Here is a 15,602-nt window from a genome sequence, read left to right as displayed (position 1 = left end):
GCCCCTGACAAGTCCCTTGAGAGACGCTGACGGGAGTGTCCTGGCGTCAGATTGCGGCGGCAAGGGCGCGTTTCAGCCTCCGCTCCCCCGCCTCGACCGCGAACGGCAAGGTGTTGCCCGGCGGCGGGAAGGGGCAGATGAAGTGGTCGGCGAAGGCGCAGGGAGGCAGCAGCGCCCGGTTGAAGTCGACGGTGATCGAGCGGTCCGCCGCGGGGACGCCGGGCCTCAGGAAACGGAAGCGGTAACTGGACGTGCCGCTCGTGGCGTCGGCGAACACCGCCCAGAGACTGCCGTCCCCGTGGCCCACCGCGACCTGGAGGGTGTGTTCCACGCCCCCGTGCACGAAGCTCAGCTCGCCGCCGAGGCCGAGCCCCCGGGTCCGTCCGTCGACGTTCTCGACCTGGACGGTCTGGTCCTCGCCGTATGGCCGGAAGTGGCCCGCGAGCACGAAGCCGGGATCGTAGGGGCCCGCCTCGATGCCCCCGAAGGTGTGCCGGGCCCCGGCGGCCGGGTCGTAGACGCGCACCGCCCACTCCCCCTCACGCAGGAGCACCACGAGCCGTACGTCCCCGGCCGAGACCCGCGCCCCGGAGGCCGGGCCGTCGTCGGCGGCGAGCACGGCGTCCCCCGTGAAGGGCTCACCGTCGAGGCTGAGGCCGTCCCCGGGGCCGGCACTCAGGGCCACCCCGCCCGCGGTGGCGCGCCAGCGCCCCGGAACGGCCGGAATTCGACCCTCCGGGTAGTCGGCGAGCCAGTGCGTACCGGTGAGGGCGAGTGGTCCGTAAGGGGCGGAGACGGCAGCCAGACGACGTTCGTGCCACTGCTTCCAGGCGGTGTCCGGGTCGTCCTCCGCCGGACCGCCCGCTTCGTGATCGCTCATGGCCCTCAGCCCTTCCACACGGGCCGGGAGGGGAACCGCCCGGTACTCCGTCCGGGGCCTGCGGGTCACCTGACAGGCGGTCAGCAGCCGTCGCAGGGACAGCAGCAGCACTCGCACCCGTCACAGCCGCAGCCGTCACAGCCGCCGCAGTCGCAGTTGCCGCAGTCGCAGTCGTCGCACCACGCGTCCCGCTTCTTGCGCGACCAGGGGCCCTCGTGTTCGGTGCAGCACAGCCGGCACGTGCAGAACAGCCCCACGGCGACCGCGCAGCCCGCGAGCAGCCCGCGGCGCGGCTTCTGCGGCGGCAGCCCGCCCCCACCGCTCCCGCCCCAGCCGGGGCCGCCTGGGCCGCTCGGCGGCGGGGGCGTTCCGGGCCCGGCCGGCGGGTACGGGGCGTACGGCCCGCCGCTCCCGTACGGCGCCCCGCCCTGGCCCCCGTACCCCTGGCCCCCGTACCCCTGCGGCGGTCCGTACCCCTGCGGCGGGGCCCCGAAGCCCTGCCCCGCGGCGTTCACGCCGGTGTGGGCGCAGCGGCCGGTGCCGAAGGCACGGTCCACGGAGGTGCGCAGTTCGTGCACCAGCAGCCGGTGGGCGAGGCCCGCGTCGGTGAACTCCGCCTCGCGCAGGGCGAGCCGGATGCCGTGCAGGGCGTCGTCGCACAGCCGCCGGGCCTCGGCACGGGAGGTCCCGGTGGCCGTGAGGGGGTTCCAGGCGCCCGCCGCGGCGTCGGCGGCCTGGTCCTCCACGGCGTCCAGCAGGTGCGCGAGCCGCCCGAAGTAGCGGCCCGCCTCGGCGAGCGCGGCCGTGTTGCCTGGACGCCCGGCGAGGACCGCGGTATGCGCGAAGGCGGCCGCGGTGGCCGTCTCCGTCGGCTCGGTGACCACCAGGACCGGCGTCCCGGGCCCGGCCAGGGTCTCGATGCCGCCCTGCCGGTCGACGGCGTCGACGAGCACCGCCGTGTCGAAGCCGAGCAAGGCCCCGGTACGGGCGCCGGCCCGGTCCCAGCCCCGGGCTACCTTGCGGGCGGCGGCCGCGATCGGGGCCCTCGCCAACAGCCCGTCCCGGTCGGCCACGTGGTCCCGTACCTTCGCGGAGGCCAGCACCAGGGAGACGGCGGCGGCGAGCCGGGCGCCCTGCCCGTCGGCCACCGGAGCCCTGCGCATCCCGCGCAGCGGACACGGCCCGGCGGTGCGCCGGGAGCCGGCGGCGGGAGCCGACTGAGCCTCCGTCAGAACGGAGACCAGCAGCCCGTCGTAGTTGGTGACGACCCGCGCGAACTGGCCGTGGTCCCCGCGAAGTGCCAGGCACAGTCCGCAGAGATGGGCCATCCACTCGGCTTTGAACCGCTCGCCCAGCCGGTGCGTGCAAGGTCTGACTATGCCGAACAATTGCGCTTCCCCCGTGTGTCATACGCGTGCCGGGGGGCATGGTACCGAGCCCGGCCGTTCACCCGTACGCCCGCAGGCCTCACCCGGACGGCGTCCGCAGTCGTATTTTCACTCAGTCAGCAGCGGCAGGCGCTCGGGACCTTGACGGTGCAACGGATGTTCTGCACCAGTACCGTCACGAAACCCGTGCGCGCCGACTATCCACTTGGCGCGTTGTCAGCATCATGGACGACCATAGGGGCAGCGGAAGAGAAGACAACTGACCGCGGTGAAAGGAGGCGTCCATGGGTTCGGTGCGCAAGGCGAGTGCCTGGTTGGGTCTCGTGGAGGACAACGACGACGAGCGGTACTACGACGACGACTACGCGGAGGCCGTGGAGCGTCAGCACGGCGGTTCGGTGTCCGGCCCCGGGGACCAGTGGGTCACCGACCCGCGCGTCAAGGTGGCGTCGGAGTCCGCGGTCGAGCAGGGCCGGCGGATCGCGACCGTGACCCCCGACGGCTTCCGTGACGCGCGTGGAATCGGCGAGCTGTTCCGCGAGGGCGTCCCGGTGATCGTGAACCTGTCGTCCATGGAACCGGCCGACGCGAAGCGCGTGGTCGACTTCGCCGCCGGTCTGACCTTCGGGCTCCGCGGCTCCATCGAGCGGGTGGCGACCAGGGTCTTCCTGCTGACCCCGGCCGACACCCAGATCGTCAGCGGCGAAGCGGGCGGCCGCGCCCGCGACTTCTTCAACCAGAGCTGAGCAGGGCCCTTACCGGAAGGCGTCGAGCCCGGTGAGCGCCTTGCCCAGCACCAACTGGTGCATCTCCACGGTGCCCTCGTAGGTGAGGACCGATTCGAGGTTGGTGGCGTGCCGCATGACGGGGTATTCGAGCGAGATCCCGTTGGCACCCAGGATGGTCCGCGCGGTGCGGCAGATGTCGATGGCCTCGCGGACGTTGTTGAGCTTTCCGAAACTGATCTGCTCCGGGCGCAGGGTGCCCGCGTCCATGCGGCGGCCCAGGTGGTGGGCGAGCAGGATGCCCTTGTGCAGTTCCAGTGCCATGTCCGCGAGCTTGGCCTGGGTGAGCTGGAAGCCCCCGATCGGCTTGCCGAACTGCTCGCGCGTCTTCGCGTAGTCGAGCGCGGCCTCGAAACTGGCGCGCGCGGCGCCCATGGAACCCCAGATGATCCCGTACCGCGCGTGGCTGAGGCAGCCCAGCGGTCCCTTGAGCCCGGTGACGCCGGGAAGCACCGCGTCCGCGGGCAGCCGTACGTCGTCCATCACCAGTTCGCTGGTCACCGACGCGCGCAGCGACCACTTGTGCTTGATCTCCGGCGCGGCGAAGCCGGCGCTGTCGGTGGGGACGGCGAAGCCGCGGATCCCCTCGTCGGTCTGCGCCCACACCACGGCGACGGCCGCGACGCTGCCGTTGGTGATCCACATCTTGCGGCCGTTCAGCACCCAGTCGGTGCCGTCGCGCTTGGCGTAGGTGCGCATCGCGGCCGGGTCGGAGCCCACGTCGGGCTCGGTCAGCCCGAAGCAGCCGATCAGCTCGCCGACCGCCATGCCGGGGAGCCAGCGCTGCTTCTGCTCCTCGGAGCCGTAGCGGTGGATGGCGTACATCGCGAGCGAGCCCTGCACGGAGACCAGGGAGCGGATCCCGGAGTCGGCGGCCTCCAGCTCCAGACAGGCCAGCCCGTACTGCACGGCGCTGGCCCCGGCGCACCCGTAGCCCTGGAGGGACATCCCGAGCGCCCCGATGCCGCCGAGCTCCCGGGCCAGCTCCCGGATCCCGGGCAGTTCCCCGCGCTCGTACCAGTCGGCAATCTGCGGCAGCACCCGGTCGGCCGCCCAGCCGCGCACGGTGTCGCGGATGGCGAGGTCCTCGGGGCTCAGCAACTCGTCGAGCCCGAGCGGATCGGTGGGTACGAAGGACACGTGGCCTCCCGGCGGCCGTGGGACGGAAACCTAGCGCCGCAAGTTTCTCCCCGCGCGACCCGCCGGTCCAGCCCCTCCTCCCCGCAGCGTCGCGCCGGCCGCGGTCAGGCCCGGCGCCCCGCCGCGTCGCACTCGGCCTGCGCTCCGGCCGGCCGGCCCTGCGCCGGCACCCGCGCCGCCTCGCCCGACGGCTCCCCGCACTCCATCACCCTCGGCAGCTTCAACGCCATCACCGCCCCCGCGAACAGCAGTCCCGCGCTCACCACCAGCGTCACGTGCAGCCCGTGCACGAACGAGTGCCGCGCCGCACCGTACAGCGACTCCCCCGCCGCGCCGCCCAGCCGCGCCGCGATCTGGTAGGCCTCGCCCAGCGAGTGTGCGGCCTTGCCCGAGTCGGCGGCCGGCACGCCGGGTACGTGCGCCAGCCCCGGCGCGTACGCCGCGTTCATCACGCTCCCCAGCAGCGCGATGCCCATGCCCGCGCCGAGCTGGTACGAGGTCTCGCCTATCGAGGCCGCACCGCCCGCCTTGGCCGCCGGCACCTCGCTCAGCATGGACTCGTACGCCGCGAACAACGTCGTCTGGAGTCCGAAGCCGAGCAGCACGAACCCGACGGTCAACAGCACCGGCCGGTCCTGCTGACCCATGAGCGTCAGCAGCAGCACCGAACAGGCGGTCAGCACGAAGCCCAGCGAGACCATCGTGCGCGGCCCGATCCGCTGAAGGGTGTACGAGCCGGTCGCGCCCGCGGCCATGGCGGCGAAGGTCAGCGGCAGCAGCCGCAGGCCCGTCCGGAGCGGGCTCAGGTGCAGCACCAGCTGGAGGTACTGGACGGCGATCAGCTCCAGGCCCACCAGCGCCAGCATGGCCAGCACGATGCAGCCGACGGAGGTGGAGAAGGCCGCGCGGGAGAACATCCGCATGTCGATCAGCGGGTGCGGCCGCCGCCTCTGGCGCCGGACGAACAGCACGAGCAGCGCCACGCCCAGCGCCAGCGGCAGCAGCGCCTGCGGGTCGGCGAGCTCGCGCTCCGCGCCGAGCCGCTTGACCCCGAGCACCGCGCCGAGCACGCCCGCCGCCGCCATCAGCGCGCCGAGCACGTCCCAGGGCCCGTCGCAGGAGCCCTTCGACTCGGGCAGCAGCCAGCGGCCCACCGGGAGGATCAGCGCCATCAGCGGGATGTTGATCAGGAAGACCGAACCCCACCAGAAGTGCTGGACGAGGAACCCGCCGAGCACCGGTCCGCTCGCCGCCCCGATCGCGGCGACGCCGGTCCATATACCGATGGCGAGCGCCCGCTCGCGCCGGTCGGGGAAGACCTGGCGCAGGATCGACAGGGTGGCCGGCATGATCATCGCGCCGCCGACACCGAGCAGGGCGCGCGCGGCGATCAGGACCTGCGCGGTCTCGGCGAGGGCGGCGATCGCGGAGGCGACGCCGAAGAGCCCGTAGCCGAACAGGAGTATGCGCCGGCGCCCGACCCGGTCGCCGAGGGTGCCGAAGAGGATCAGCAGCGCCGCGCACACCAGCGGGTAGGCGTCGACGATCCACAGGAGTTCCATGGCGCCGGGGCGCAGGTCCTCGGTGACGGAGGGGACGGCGACGTGCAGGATCGTCGCGTCGAGCGCGACCAGCACGAGGCTCACGCACAGCACGCCGAGCACCAGCCAGCGGTTGGTCCCGCCGGAGACGGCGCTGATCCGCTGCCAGGAAGACGCGGGGGACACCGCAGGGCGCTCACCGTCGCCGGTCGTGTTCGTCCCCGACATGCATGTACCTCCCAGATGATCCCTCGCACTCGGCGGACCAGCGTCTTGTGGAGCCGCGGGGGGTGGTGCGTGTGCGGCGTCCTGCGGGGTCCGGCATCGACTCGCGCGAGTGAAGGGTCAGCGTACGCGAGTTCGTCCGCCCGACACGTGGTCAAGCTCTCATCGCCCTGACGGCCTCCGTGTGGTGTGTGCCACTCCGCTTCTCCCCTTTCCTTGCACGCACGGCCGCCGTCGGCGGTTGCGGTCCGCAGCCCCCGACCGGCGGCGTCGATAATCGTCCCCGTGAAAGATCTCGTACTGCGTCGGGCCGCACCCGCGCTGACCGCGTTCGCGGCGATACGGCTGCTCGGGCTGGCCGTGCTCGCCGTGTGGTGCGCGGCGGCCGGCAGCAGCCCGCACACCTTGCTCTCGGCGCGCTGGGATTCGCTCTGGTACGCGCGCATCGCCGCCGAGGGCTACGGGTACGAGGTGGTCCTGCCGAACGGCGGGGTGCATTCCAACCTCGCGTTCTTCCCGCTGCTGCCCTGGCTGGAGCGGCTCGTCGCCGCGCCCACCGGGCTGTCGTACGGCTCCGCGGGCCTGGTGGTGTCGGCGGTGGCGGGCTTCGCCGCCGCCTGGGGGATCTTCGCCGTCACCTCCCTCCTCTACGGCCGCCGGGCCGGGGTGGCGGCGGTGGCGCTCTGGGCGGCGCTGCCCGTCGCCGTGGTGCAGTCCATGGCGTACAGCGAGTCGCTGTTCACGGCGCTGGCCGCCTGGGCGCTGTACGCGGTGCTGCGCGGCCGGTGGCCGCCGGCGGGCCTGCTCGCCGCCGGGGCGGGACTGACCCGCCCGGTCGGAGCCGCGGTGGTCGCGGCGGTGTGGGTGGCTGCCGTACTGGCCTGGCGGCGCGGCGAGCGGTCCTGGCGGATGGGGGCCGGGGTGCTGCTGGCGCCGATGGGCGCGGCGGCGTACGTCCTGTGGGTCGGCGCGCGCACGGGGACCGGGCTGCTCGGCTACCTCGACGTGCAGGCCGGCTGGGGCAACGGCTTCGACGGCGGCTGGGCCTTCGCCCGGTTCATCGGGGCCCGTCTGGCCTCGCCGGCGTTCGCCGCCGGGGTGGGGCTGATCGCCGGGGTGCTCCTGGTGCTGTGGCTGTACGGGCTGTGCGTCCGGCAGCGCCAGCCCGCGGCCCTGCTGGTGTACTGCGGGATCGTGGTGGCGCTGGCACTGTGCGCGTCCGGGTACTTCGGCTCCAAGCCCCGGTTGCTGCTGCCCGCCTTCCCCCTGCTGCTGCCGGTCGCGGCGGCGCTGGCGAAGTGGCGGACGGGCCGGGCGGCCGCCGCGCTGGGGGCGCTGGCCGTGGTGTCGGCGGTGTACGGGGCCTTCTGGCTGAACGGGTCGGGGCCCCCGTAAGAACCGCCGGACGAAGGGGTGATCACGGAATGGATCATTCCGATCCATGTTTGAGCAAAGTGATTGGGCGGCGCCAATAAACGGCGAGTAAGTGTGCGGATAATTGCCGCGCGGAAGTTCCAACCCGTGTCGGAATAACGGGAATTAAGTCCCGCGTGAGACCAACTCCACATCACATGGTCATCACAAAGCCCGCGATTCGCCCGGGCCGCGCTTCGCCGCGCGGTAACGTCGATTGAGTGCGTACCGACCAAATCCTGACCCGTCTGGAGCGGGTCTTCGCCCGGCTGGACCGGGAACCAGAGCGACCGGCCCATCTGCAAACCCCGCGGATGAGCCGGCACCGCGTCGTGCTCCTGGCATCGACCCTCGCCTTCTACATCGCGATCGTGGTGGCGGTACTCACCACGTCCTGGCTGGTCCGGCTGGACTGGCAGATCATGTTCTTCCGGCCCTACGAGCAGTGGCCGCAGCTGCACGCCTTCCTGGACTACCTCGTGGTCCTGGGCCAGCGCGGACCCACCGCCGTCATGGTCGCGGCCTGGCTGGGCTGGCGCTCCTGGCGCCAGCACACGCTCCGCCCGCTGATCACGCTGGGCGTGGCGCTGCTGCTGCTGAACATCACCGTGGGCTCCGTGAAGCTCGGCCTCGGGCGGCTGGGTCCGCACTACGCCACCCAGATCGGCTCCGCCGAGCTCTTCGCGGGCGGCGATATATTCCCTTCGGGCCACACCGCCAACGCCGTCGTCACCTGGGGGATCCTGGCCTACCTGGCCTCCACCGTGGTGACCCGGCGGGTGCTGTCACTGGTGTCGGCGATCGTCTCGCTGAGCGTCGGCGCCACCACCGTCTACCTCGGCACCCACTGGGTCAGCGACGTACTGCTCGGCTGGTCCGCGGGCCTGCTGGTGCTGCTCGCCCTGCCCTGGTTCGAGCCGCTGATCGCCCGGTCCGAGGCCTACGTCTTCGAGGTGCGGGAGCGGCTGCGCAGCCGCCTGGAGGAGGGGCAGGTCTCCGAGCCGGTCGCCGCCGCGCTCGTCCCGCTGGTCTCCGCGGGCGGCAAGTGGCGGCTGCGGCGCACCGCCGACACGCCCGCCGCGACCGGTGCGTCCGGCGGCCACGCCCCCGCGCCGCGGACGGTCCCGCACGGCGCCGCCCGGCCGCACGTCATCCGGTCCGAGCGCACGCCGGTCACCCCGGTCGGCAGCCGCCGCCCGGCGCACACGGAACGGGCGGGAGCCCGGGGCACGGCGGCCCGCCCGGTCACGGGCGGCTGAGCCGCTCCACCCCGCGGACGGTACGCACGACCACCCCGCACCACGACGCCGCGACGGCGGGCCGGTTCACCGAACCGGCCCGCCGTTGTCGTTGATATGCCCAGCCCGTCACCCCGACGCCAGGACGTTCCTCCGTACCGGGTCACGCTTGTGTCACGGATTGTCGACAGTTCCCCCGGAGAAATAGGCGATTCCCTCATGCCCGCCCGGGGCCTTCGGAATTACCGCGGCAATTCCACCTCGCGCCCGGACCGGCCACTGAACTGAACCCCCCTCAGTTTCCTCACTTCTCCTCGCTTCCCCTCACTTCTCCTTCACCGACCGGTCGAGGAGGTCCCGCAGTCCCCGGATCCGTTCGGTCAGCTCCACGGGCTCGATCACCTCGAACTCACAGCCGAGCATCATGAGGTGCACCACCACGGCGTCGAGGTTCACCGCCCCGGTGCGCAGCAGGCAGCTCCCCGCATCGACCGGCTCCAGGGTTCCGTCGCTCGGCCCGACGGTCAGGGCGGCTTCCTCCGCCGACACCTTGAGCCGTACCAGCGCCCGGGCGGCGTACGCGCGCTGGGACACGCCACGGGAGACGTACGCGGCGAGGTCCTCGGCCGGGGGCGGGCGGGGGGTGAAGCGGGGGCCGTGCGGCGGCCGGGGGTCGATCCGGTCGGCCCGGAAGGTCCGCCAGTCCTCCCGGTCGAGGTCCCAGGCGACGAGGTACCAGCGCCGCTCGGTGCAGACCAGCCGGTGCGGCTCCACCGTGCGGCGGGTGGCGGTGCCGTCGTGGTCGCGGTAGCCGAAGCGCAGCCGCTCGCTGTCCCGGCAGACCGCGGCGAGCCCGGTCAGTACGGCGGGGTCGATGGTGGGGCCCTGGGGCCCCCGCAGCATGGGCACGGTGAACTCGTTGAGCGCGCAGACCCTTCGGCGCAGCCGGGACGGCAGCACCTGCTCCAGCTTGGCGAGGGCCCGTACGGAGGCCTCCCCGATCCCCTCGACGCCGTTCCCGGCGGCGGTGCGCAGGCCGACGGCCACCGCGACTGCCTCGTCGTCCTCGAGCAACAGGGGCGGCAACTCCGCCCCTGCCCCGAGCTGGTACCCGCCACCGGTGCCGGGGCTCGCGTTGACGGGGTAGCCGAGCTCCCGCAACCGCTCCACGTCCCGCCGCACGGTCCTCGGCGTCACCCCGAGCCGCTCACCCAACGCGGCCCCGGTCCACTCCCGATGGGCCTGCAACAGCGACAACAAACGCAACAACCGCGCGGAGGTATCCAGCATCCCCACATTCTCCCGCCACCCCCACCCCCTCACACGCCCCCTCCCGCCCCGCGGCCCCTTCCCGCCCCGCGGCCCCTTCCCGCCCCGCCGCCCCCCTCCAGCCCCGCCACCCTCCTCCAGCCCCCCGCCCCTCCAGTCCAGCGCCGCTGTCCCTCCCGCCCCGCATTCCCTTCCAGCCCCGCCGCCCCTCTCCAGCCCCGCCGGCGTTTGAGGCGCGGGGCCCGGGGCGGAGCCCCGCACTCCCAGCCCCGCCGGCGATTGAGGCGTGGGTCCGGGCCCGGGCCCGGGTGGGTGCGTCAGCGCGGAGCCGGCCCCGCCGAAGCCGCCCCGCTCGCCGAAGCCCCCGGCACCGGCACCGGCACCGGCGGAGCACCCGGCGGAGCAACCGGCAACACCAGCATCACCCCCACCCCCACCACCTCCGGTCTCTCCCCGATCACCCCCCGGTTCGCCTCGTACAACGCCCTCCAGCCCCCCGCCACCCCCCGCCGCCGCGCGATCGAGTCCAGCGACTCCCCCTCCCGCACCACGTGCATCCGCCCCGCCAGCCCGTACCGCTTCGCGCACACCGGCCACGCCTCCCACCCCTGTGTGGCCAGCACCTCCTCCCCCACCCTGATCTGCTGCTCCCGCCGCGCCAGATCGGCCCGCGGCGCGAAGACGAGCCCCCCGTACGCCTCCCAGGTCGACTGCCGGAACTGCAGCCCCCCGTAGAACCCGTTGCCCGTGTTGACCGACCACCGCCCGCTGCTCTCGCAGTCGGCCACGCAGTCCCAGGGCCACGTGCCGCCCGGCCCGCAGTCCGCCGGTCCCCGCCCGATCACCCCGGACGCTCCGGGACGCGCCGCCGCCCCCGCGGCTCCCGGCGCCGGCGGCGGGACCGCGGCCGCGCCGGAGGGGAGTACGAACACCAGCGCGGCAGCGGTCACGGCCGCCGACGCGGCCCACCAGGTCCGGAGGTTGGGCATCGGGTCACGCTACGCACGCCCCCTCCACCGCCCCGCACCGCCACGCGGCGCACCTGCGCACCCCACCCGGACGGCCGACCACCTCCCACCCCGCGAAACGGGCAGCTTCGACCATCAACTGGACGCAACCGACCCACAGTTGCCACAAAGCAGAAGCACGCACGAGGTCGTTCACCCTCCCGGGTGGCCGGTTCGATTCCGTTCCCTCAAACGGCGTGACCCCGCACACCGCTCCGGCGTTGTGCCCGGCGAGCCGGGAACCACCCGGCGCCCGCTCGCCTAGTCCGAGGAGCCACCCCGTGCCGCGCATGCTCGACGTCAGTGATGAGGTACGTGCCGAGATCGGTGACGAAGAAGCCGACAGGCTGCTCGTCGGCGACGACGCGCCGGGCAGTTACGACTGCACCTCCTGCCGCACCCCCGGGGACCCCGAGCGCGAACCCACCAGTACGGTGCTGTTCGTCGGCGAGGAGACCGCCGTACTCGCCTTCGCGCACGCCAACTGCATCCCCTCGCAGGTGGTTTCGGTCTCCGAGGAGCAGCTCCAGGGCGCCGTCCGCTCCATCACGGGCGACAGCCCGGCGCCGTCCCCCTCCGTGCCCGCACCCGGTGGGGCGCCGCAGACCGCGCCCGGCGGCCAGGCAGTCCTCGGCATCACCAGCGGTCTGGTCCTGATCGGCGGCGAGCTGCACCCCGCGCTGGTGGTCGAGCCGACCGCGCCGATCGCCCGTCCCGGCTCGACCGGCCCCGGCGACGACTTCCTGCCGCTCCTCATCGAGCAGGGCTTCATCCCCGTCACCGACACCAGTGAGCTGCCCTCCCCGCTGCACGGCTGGTCGGTGCTGCTCGCCGCCGGTCAGCTGCACGCGGTGCTCCAGCCCGGCCCGCAGGGCGGCAGCCCCATCCACTGGTGGCAGGCGCACCAGGCGCTCTCCGTCACCGACGGCTGGAGGGCCGCCGTCAACAAGACCCAGCGCGTCCTCGTCTACGCCGCCCCGGTCGGTTCCATCGGCCAGCAGCCCCGCGAGGACCTGCTCCGCGACGCCCTCGACAAGGCGGCGGCCGACGGTCAGCTGGTCGCCGCGTCGATGCCCCTGGCCGGTACGCCGGGCGCCTGACGCCCGCGTCCCTCCCGGTCGCGACGGCTGCCCGGCCCCTCCGGAGAGGGGCCGGGCAGCCGTGCGTCGTGCCGGTGCCCCACCGGCGAGCTGCGTTTTCGCCCCGGTCAGGCCGCATCCGCAGGGCTTCGGGTTCGTTGGCTGATACGTGCATTCATACGACCCCTCCCGCGCCCCGTCCTACCCGAGCAGCGTCCCCCCGATGCGCACCTCCCGGGACCGGGACACCGCTCCGGCCGCCTCGCACACCCCGATCTACGACCTGCTGTACACCGAGTACCTGCGCGCGTTCCGGGCGCTCCCCGGCGACCGTACCGGCGAGGAGCACCTGGGCTTCACCTCGTTCTCCTACGGCGCCACCTCCGCCGGCGTCGCCGCTTCCGGCCTCTCGTCCACCGGCGTCGCCGGCACCGGCAGCTCGTACGGCAGCGGCTGGGCCCGTTCCTCCTGGCAGCCGTCGGACGGCTGGCAGCCCGCGTACGCCCCGGCCCCCCAGCAGCTGCCGCAGCACGCGTTCGCGTACGCGGGGAGCGCGGGCGGTGGCGGCTACGAGGCCAACGGCAGCGGGCGGCAGCACCAGACCGGGATGCACCACATCCCGGCGGCCCTGCCGCCCGCTCCGCGCCGGGGCTACTGACCCCGGCGGCACGTCACCGCGTACGCCTACTTCTTCTTCTTGTACTGCGCGCCGCGCTTCTCGCGGACCCGCACCGAGATGTGGATCGGGGTGCCCTCGAAGCCGAACTCCTCGCGCAGGCGGCGCTCGATGAAGCGCCGGTAGCCGTGCTCCAGGAAGCCGGAGGCGAAGAGGACGAACCGCGGCGGCTTGCTCCCCGCCTGGGTACCGAACAGGATGCGGGGCTGCTTTCCACCCCGGATCGGGTGCGGGTGCGCGGCGACGACCTCGCCGAGGAAGGCGTTCAGCCGGCCCGTGGGGACGCGGGTCTCCCAGCCGGCGAGGGCGGTCTCGATCGCCGGGACCAGCTTCTCCATGTGGCGGCCGGTGAGCGCGGAGACGTTCACCCGGGGCGCCCAGGAGACCTGCTGCATCTCGGTCTCGATCTCGCGCTCGAGGTAGTAGCGGCGCTCCTCGTCGAGCTCGTCCCACTTGTTGTACGCGATCACGATGGCACGGCCCGCCTCGACGGCCATCGTGATGATGCGCTGGTCCTGGACGCTGATGGTCTCGGTCGAGTCGATCAGGATGACCGCGACCTCCGCCTTCTCGACGGCGGCGGCCGTGCGCAGGGAGGCGTAGTAGTCGGCGCCCTGCTGGAGGTGGACCTTCTTGCGGATGCCCGCGGTGTCGACGAACTTCCAGGTGACGCCGCCGAGCTGGATCAGCTCGTCGACCGGGTCGCGGGTGGTGCCGGCCAGCTCGTTGACGACGACGCGGTCCTCCTTCGCGACCTTGTTCAGCAGCGAGGACTTGCCGACGTTGGGGCGGCCGATCAGCGCGATGCGTCGCGGCCCGCCGAGGGGCGCGTTGCCGAAGGTCTGGGCGGGCGCCTCGGGCAGCGCGTCGAGCACCGCGTCGAGCATGTCGCCGGTGCCGCGGCCGTGGAGGGAGGACACCGGGTGCGGCAGGCCGAGGCCGAGGGACCACAGGGAGGCGGCGTCGGATTCGCCGCTGAGGCCGTCGACCTTGTTGGCGCACAGCACGACGGGCTTGCCGGCCCGGCGCAGCAGCTTGACGACGGCCTCGTCGCTGTCGGTGGCGCCGACCTTGGCGTCCACGACGAAGACGACCGCGTCGGCGGTCTCGATGGCGTACTCGGCCTGGGCGGCGACGGCCGCGTCGATGCCGAGGACGTCCTGCTCCCAGCCGCCGGTGTCGACGACCTTGAACCGGCGGCCGGCCCACTCGGCCTCGTAGGTGACGCGGTCGCGGGTGACGCCGGGCTTGTCCTCGACGACCGCCTCCCGGCGGCCGATGATGCGGTTCACCAGGGTCGACTTGCCGACGTTGGGACGGCCGACGACGGCGAGGACGGGGAGCGGGCCGTGGCCGGCCTCCTCGATCGCGCCTTCGACGTCTTCGAGGTCGAAGCCTTCCTCCGCGGCGAGCTCCATGAACTCCGCGTACTCGGCGTCGCCAAGTGCTCCGTGGTCGTGCTGGTCGTTCATGAAGTCCGTTCCTCGTCGTCCGTGGTGATCGGTGGCAACCGCGCAGCGCGGTTCCACTACTAGGTCAAGTCTCGCTCAGCGCCCGGTGAGGCGCTTGGCGTCGGCCAGGTGGGCGGTCAGCCGGTCCTGGATGCGTACGGTGGCCCCGTCCAGCGCGGTGCGCGTGCGGCGGCCGGTGCCGTCCCCGGCGTCGAAGGCGGAGCCGAAGACGACGTCCACCCGGCTCTTGAACGCCGGCAGCCCCTTCACCAGCCTGCCGCGGCTCTCGGTGCTGCCGAGGACGGCGACGGGCACGATGGGCGCGCCGCTGCGCACGGCGAAGTACGCGAGGCCGGCGCGCAGCGAGGCGAAGTCGCCGTTGCCGCGGGTGCCCTCGGGGAAGATCCCGAGGGCGCCGCCGTTCTCCAGGACCCCGAGGGCGCGGCCGACGGCGGTCCGGTCCGTTCCGCTCCGGTCCACCTTCACCTGCCCGATCCCTTCCAGGAAGGGGCCGAGGGGGCCCACGTAGGCTTCCTTCTTGATCAGGAAGTGGAGCGGCCGCGGCGCGGTGCCCATGACCATGGGCCCGTCTATGTTGTGGGAGTGATTCACGGCGAGGATCACGGGGCCCGTGGCGGGGACCCGCCAGGCGCCCAGTACGCGCGGCTTCCACAGCCCGTACATCAGGCCGATGCCGATCCGCCGCCCGACCGCCGCACCCTTGAGGGAGGGCGTATCGCTCACCTGCGTACCGCCCGCTTCTCTTCCACCAGGGTGACCACGCACTCGATGACCTGCTCCAGCGTCAGCTCGGTGGTGTCCACCTCGACGGCGTCGCCGGCCTTGGCCAGCGGGGAGGTCTTGCGCCCGGAGTCGGCCGCGTCCCGCTTGATCAGGGCTTCCCTGGTCGCCGCGAGGTCCGTGGCCTCCTTGCCCCGCAGCTCGCCGTTGCGGCGGGCGGCGCGGGCCTCGGCGGAGGCGGTGAGGAACACCTTGAGGTCGGCGTCGGGCAGGACGGTGGTCCCGATGTCCCGGCCCTCGACGACGATGCCCTCGGCCTCCTGGGCGGCCTCCGCCGCTATGGAGCGCTGGAGGTCGGTGATCAGGGCGCGCACCTCGGGGACGGCGCTGACCGCGCTGACCTTGGAGGTGACCTCCTGGGTGCGGATCGGTCCGGAGGCGTCGAGGCCGTCGACGGTGATGGTGGGCGCGCCCGGGTCCGTGCCGGACACGATGGCGGGCTTGCCGGCCGCGAGTGCGATCGCCTGCGGGTCGTCGGTGTCGACACCGTTGGTGATCATCCACCAGGTGATGGCCCGGTACTGGGCACCGGTGTCCAGGTAGCGCAGCCCGAGCTTCGCGGCCACGGCCTTGGACGTGCTGGACTTGCCCGTGCCGGAGGGACCGTCGATGGCGACGATCACGGCGGCCGGAGCTGCGGTTTCCACGGTGCGGGCACCTTCCTGGTTGCGCGTACGTGTCCGGGCGCGCCAAGAGCGCCCCTCCCCCA

Annotated in this window: 14 protein-coding genes; 5 read left to right on the top strand and 9 right to left on the bottom strand. The window is 73.2% G+C overall.

The window, feature by feature from the left end:
• Nucleotides 1-46 precede the first annotated feature (46 nt).
• Nucleotides 47-880, bottom strand: coding sequence for a DUF1684 domain-containing protein (locus tag OG861_RS24420; protein WP_329194028.1), 834 nt, complete (start codon nucleotides 878-880; stop codon nucleotides 47-49).
• 80 nt (nucleotides 881-960) lie between these two features.
• Nucleotides 961-2,268, bottom strand: coding sequence for a DUF5685 family protein (locus OG861_RS24415; protein WP_330261862.1), 1,308 nt, complete (start codon nucleotides 2,266-2,268; stop codon nucleotides 961-963).
• A 284-nt stretch (nucleotides 2,269-2,552) separates the two neighbouring features.
• Here OG861_RS24415 and OG861_RS24410 point away from each other — a divergent pair, with 284 nt between their 5' ends.
• Nucleotides 2,553-3,014, top strand: a complete 462-nt coding sequence (locus tag OG861_RS24410; RefSeq protein ID WP_136214944.1) for a cell division protein SepF — start codon at nucleotides 2,553-2,555, stop codon at nucleotides 3,012-3,014.
• Between the two features lie 9 nt (nucleotides 3,015-3,023).
• On the opposite strand, the gene OG861_RS24405 is transcribed toward OG861_RS24410, so the two are convergent.
• Nucleotides 3,024-4,193: an acyl-CoA dehydrogenase family protein gene (locus OG861_RS24405; RefSeq protein WP_329194033.1), complete on the bottom strand. Its 1,170-nt coding sequence runs from the start codon at nucleotides 4,191-4,193 to the stop codon at nucleotides 3,024-3,026.
• 104 nt (nucleotides 4,194-4,297) lie between these two features.
• Entirely contained in the window at nucleotides 4,298-5,962 is a 1,665-nt protein-coding gene (locus OG861_RS24400; RefSeq protein WP_329194035.1) for an MFS transporter, read from the bottom strand.
• 282 nt (nucleotides 5,963-6,244) lie between these two features.
• Here OG861_RS24400 and OG861_RS24395 point away from each other — a divergent pair, with 282 nt between their 5' ends.
• Together OG861_RS24395 and OG861_RS24390 are read left to right on the top strand one after the other, a co-directional pair.
• Nucleotides 6,245-7,354: a hypothetical protein gene (locus OG861_RS24395; protein WP_329194037.1), complete on the top strand. Its 1,110-nt coding sequence runs from the start codon at nucleotides 6,245-6,247 to the stop codon at nucleotides 7,352-7,354.
• 239 nt (nucleotides 7,355-7,593) lie between these two features.
• Entirely contained in the window at nucleotides 7,594-8,631 is a 1,038-nt protein-coding gene (locus tag OG861_RS24390; protein ID WP_329194040.1) for a phosphatase PAP2 family protein, read from the top strand.
• 303 nt (nucleotides 8,632-8,934) lie between these two features.
• Here OG861_RS24390 and OG861_RS24385 read toward each other — a convergent pair whose 3' ends face one another.
• Both OG861_RS24385 and OG861_RS24380 read right to left on the bottom strand, forming a co-directional pair.
• Entirely contained in the window at nucleotides 8,935-9,900 is a 966-nt protein-coding gene (locus OG861_RS24385) for a helix-turn-helix transcriptional regulator (protein WP_329194042.1), read from the bottom strand.
• A 296-nt stretch (nucleotides 9,901-10,196) separates the two neighbouring features.
• Nucleotides 10,197-10,868, bottom strand: coding sequence for a LysM peptidoglycan-binding domain-containing protein (locus OG861_RS24380; protein WP_329194043.1), 672 nt, complete (start codon nucleotides 10,866-10,868; stop codon nucleotides 10,197-10,199).
• Nucleotides 10,869-11,167: 299 nt separating this feature from the next.
• Here OG861_RS24380 and OG861_RS24375 point away from each other — a divergent pair, with 299 nt between their 5' ends.
• Both OG861_RS24375 and OG861_RS24370 read left to right on the top strand, forming a co-directional pair.
• Nucleotides 11,168-11,986, top strand: coding sequence for a hypothetical protein (locus tag OG861_RS24375; protein ID WP_329194045.1), 819 nt, complete (start codon nucleotides 11,168-11,170; stop codon nucleotides 11,984-11,986).
• 202 nt (nucleotides 11,987-12,188) lie between these two features.
• Nucleotides 12,189-12,623: a hypothetical protein gene (locus OG861_RS24370; protein ID WP_329194047.1), complete on the top strand. Its 435-nt coding sequence runs from the start codon at nucleotides 12,189-12,191 to the stop codon at nucleotides 12,621-12,623.
• A gap of 26 nt (nucleotides 12,624-12,649) precedes the next feature.
• On the opposite strand, the gene der is transcribed toward OG861_RS24370, so the two are convergent.
• From der to cmk, 3 genes are all read right to left on the bottom strand, one after another.
• Nucleotides 12,650-14,113, bottom strand: a complete 1,464-nt coding sequence (gene der / locus OG861_RS24365; protein ID WP_190185363.1) for a ribosome biogenesis GTPase Der — start codon at nucleotides 14,111-14,113, stop codon at nucleotides 12,650-12,652.
• A 75-nt stretch (nucleotides 14,114-14,188) separates the two neighbouring features.
• Nucleotides 14,189-14,776 (bottom strand): lysophospholipid acyltransferase family protein, encoded by a 588-nt coding sequence (locus OG861_RS24360; protein ID WP_329202078.1) that lies wholly within the window; start codon nucleotides 14,774-14,776, stop codon nucleotides 14,189-14,191.
• A 56-nt stretch (nucleotides 14,777-14,832) separates the two neighbouring features.
• A complete protein-coding gene (gene cmk / locus OG861_RS24355) occupies nucleotides 14,833-15,540 on the bottom strand; it encodes a (d)CMP kinase (protein WP_329194049.1) in 708 nt (235 codons plus the stop codon).
• Nucleotides 15,541-15,602: the final 62 nt, after the last annotated feature.

It is taken from the genome of Streptomyces sp. NBC_00539 (genome assembly GCF_036346105.1).
Classification (GTDB): domain Bacteria; phylum Actinomycetota; class Actinomycetes; order Streptomycetales; family Streptomycetaceae; genus Streptomyces.
The sequence above is the reverse complement of the archived record's forward strand: the minus strand, read 5'-3'. Positions and strand labels throughout refer to the sequence as shown.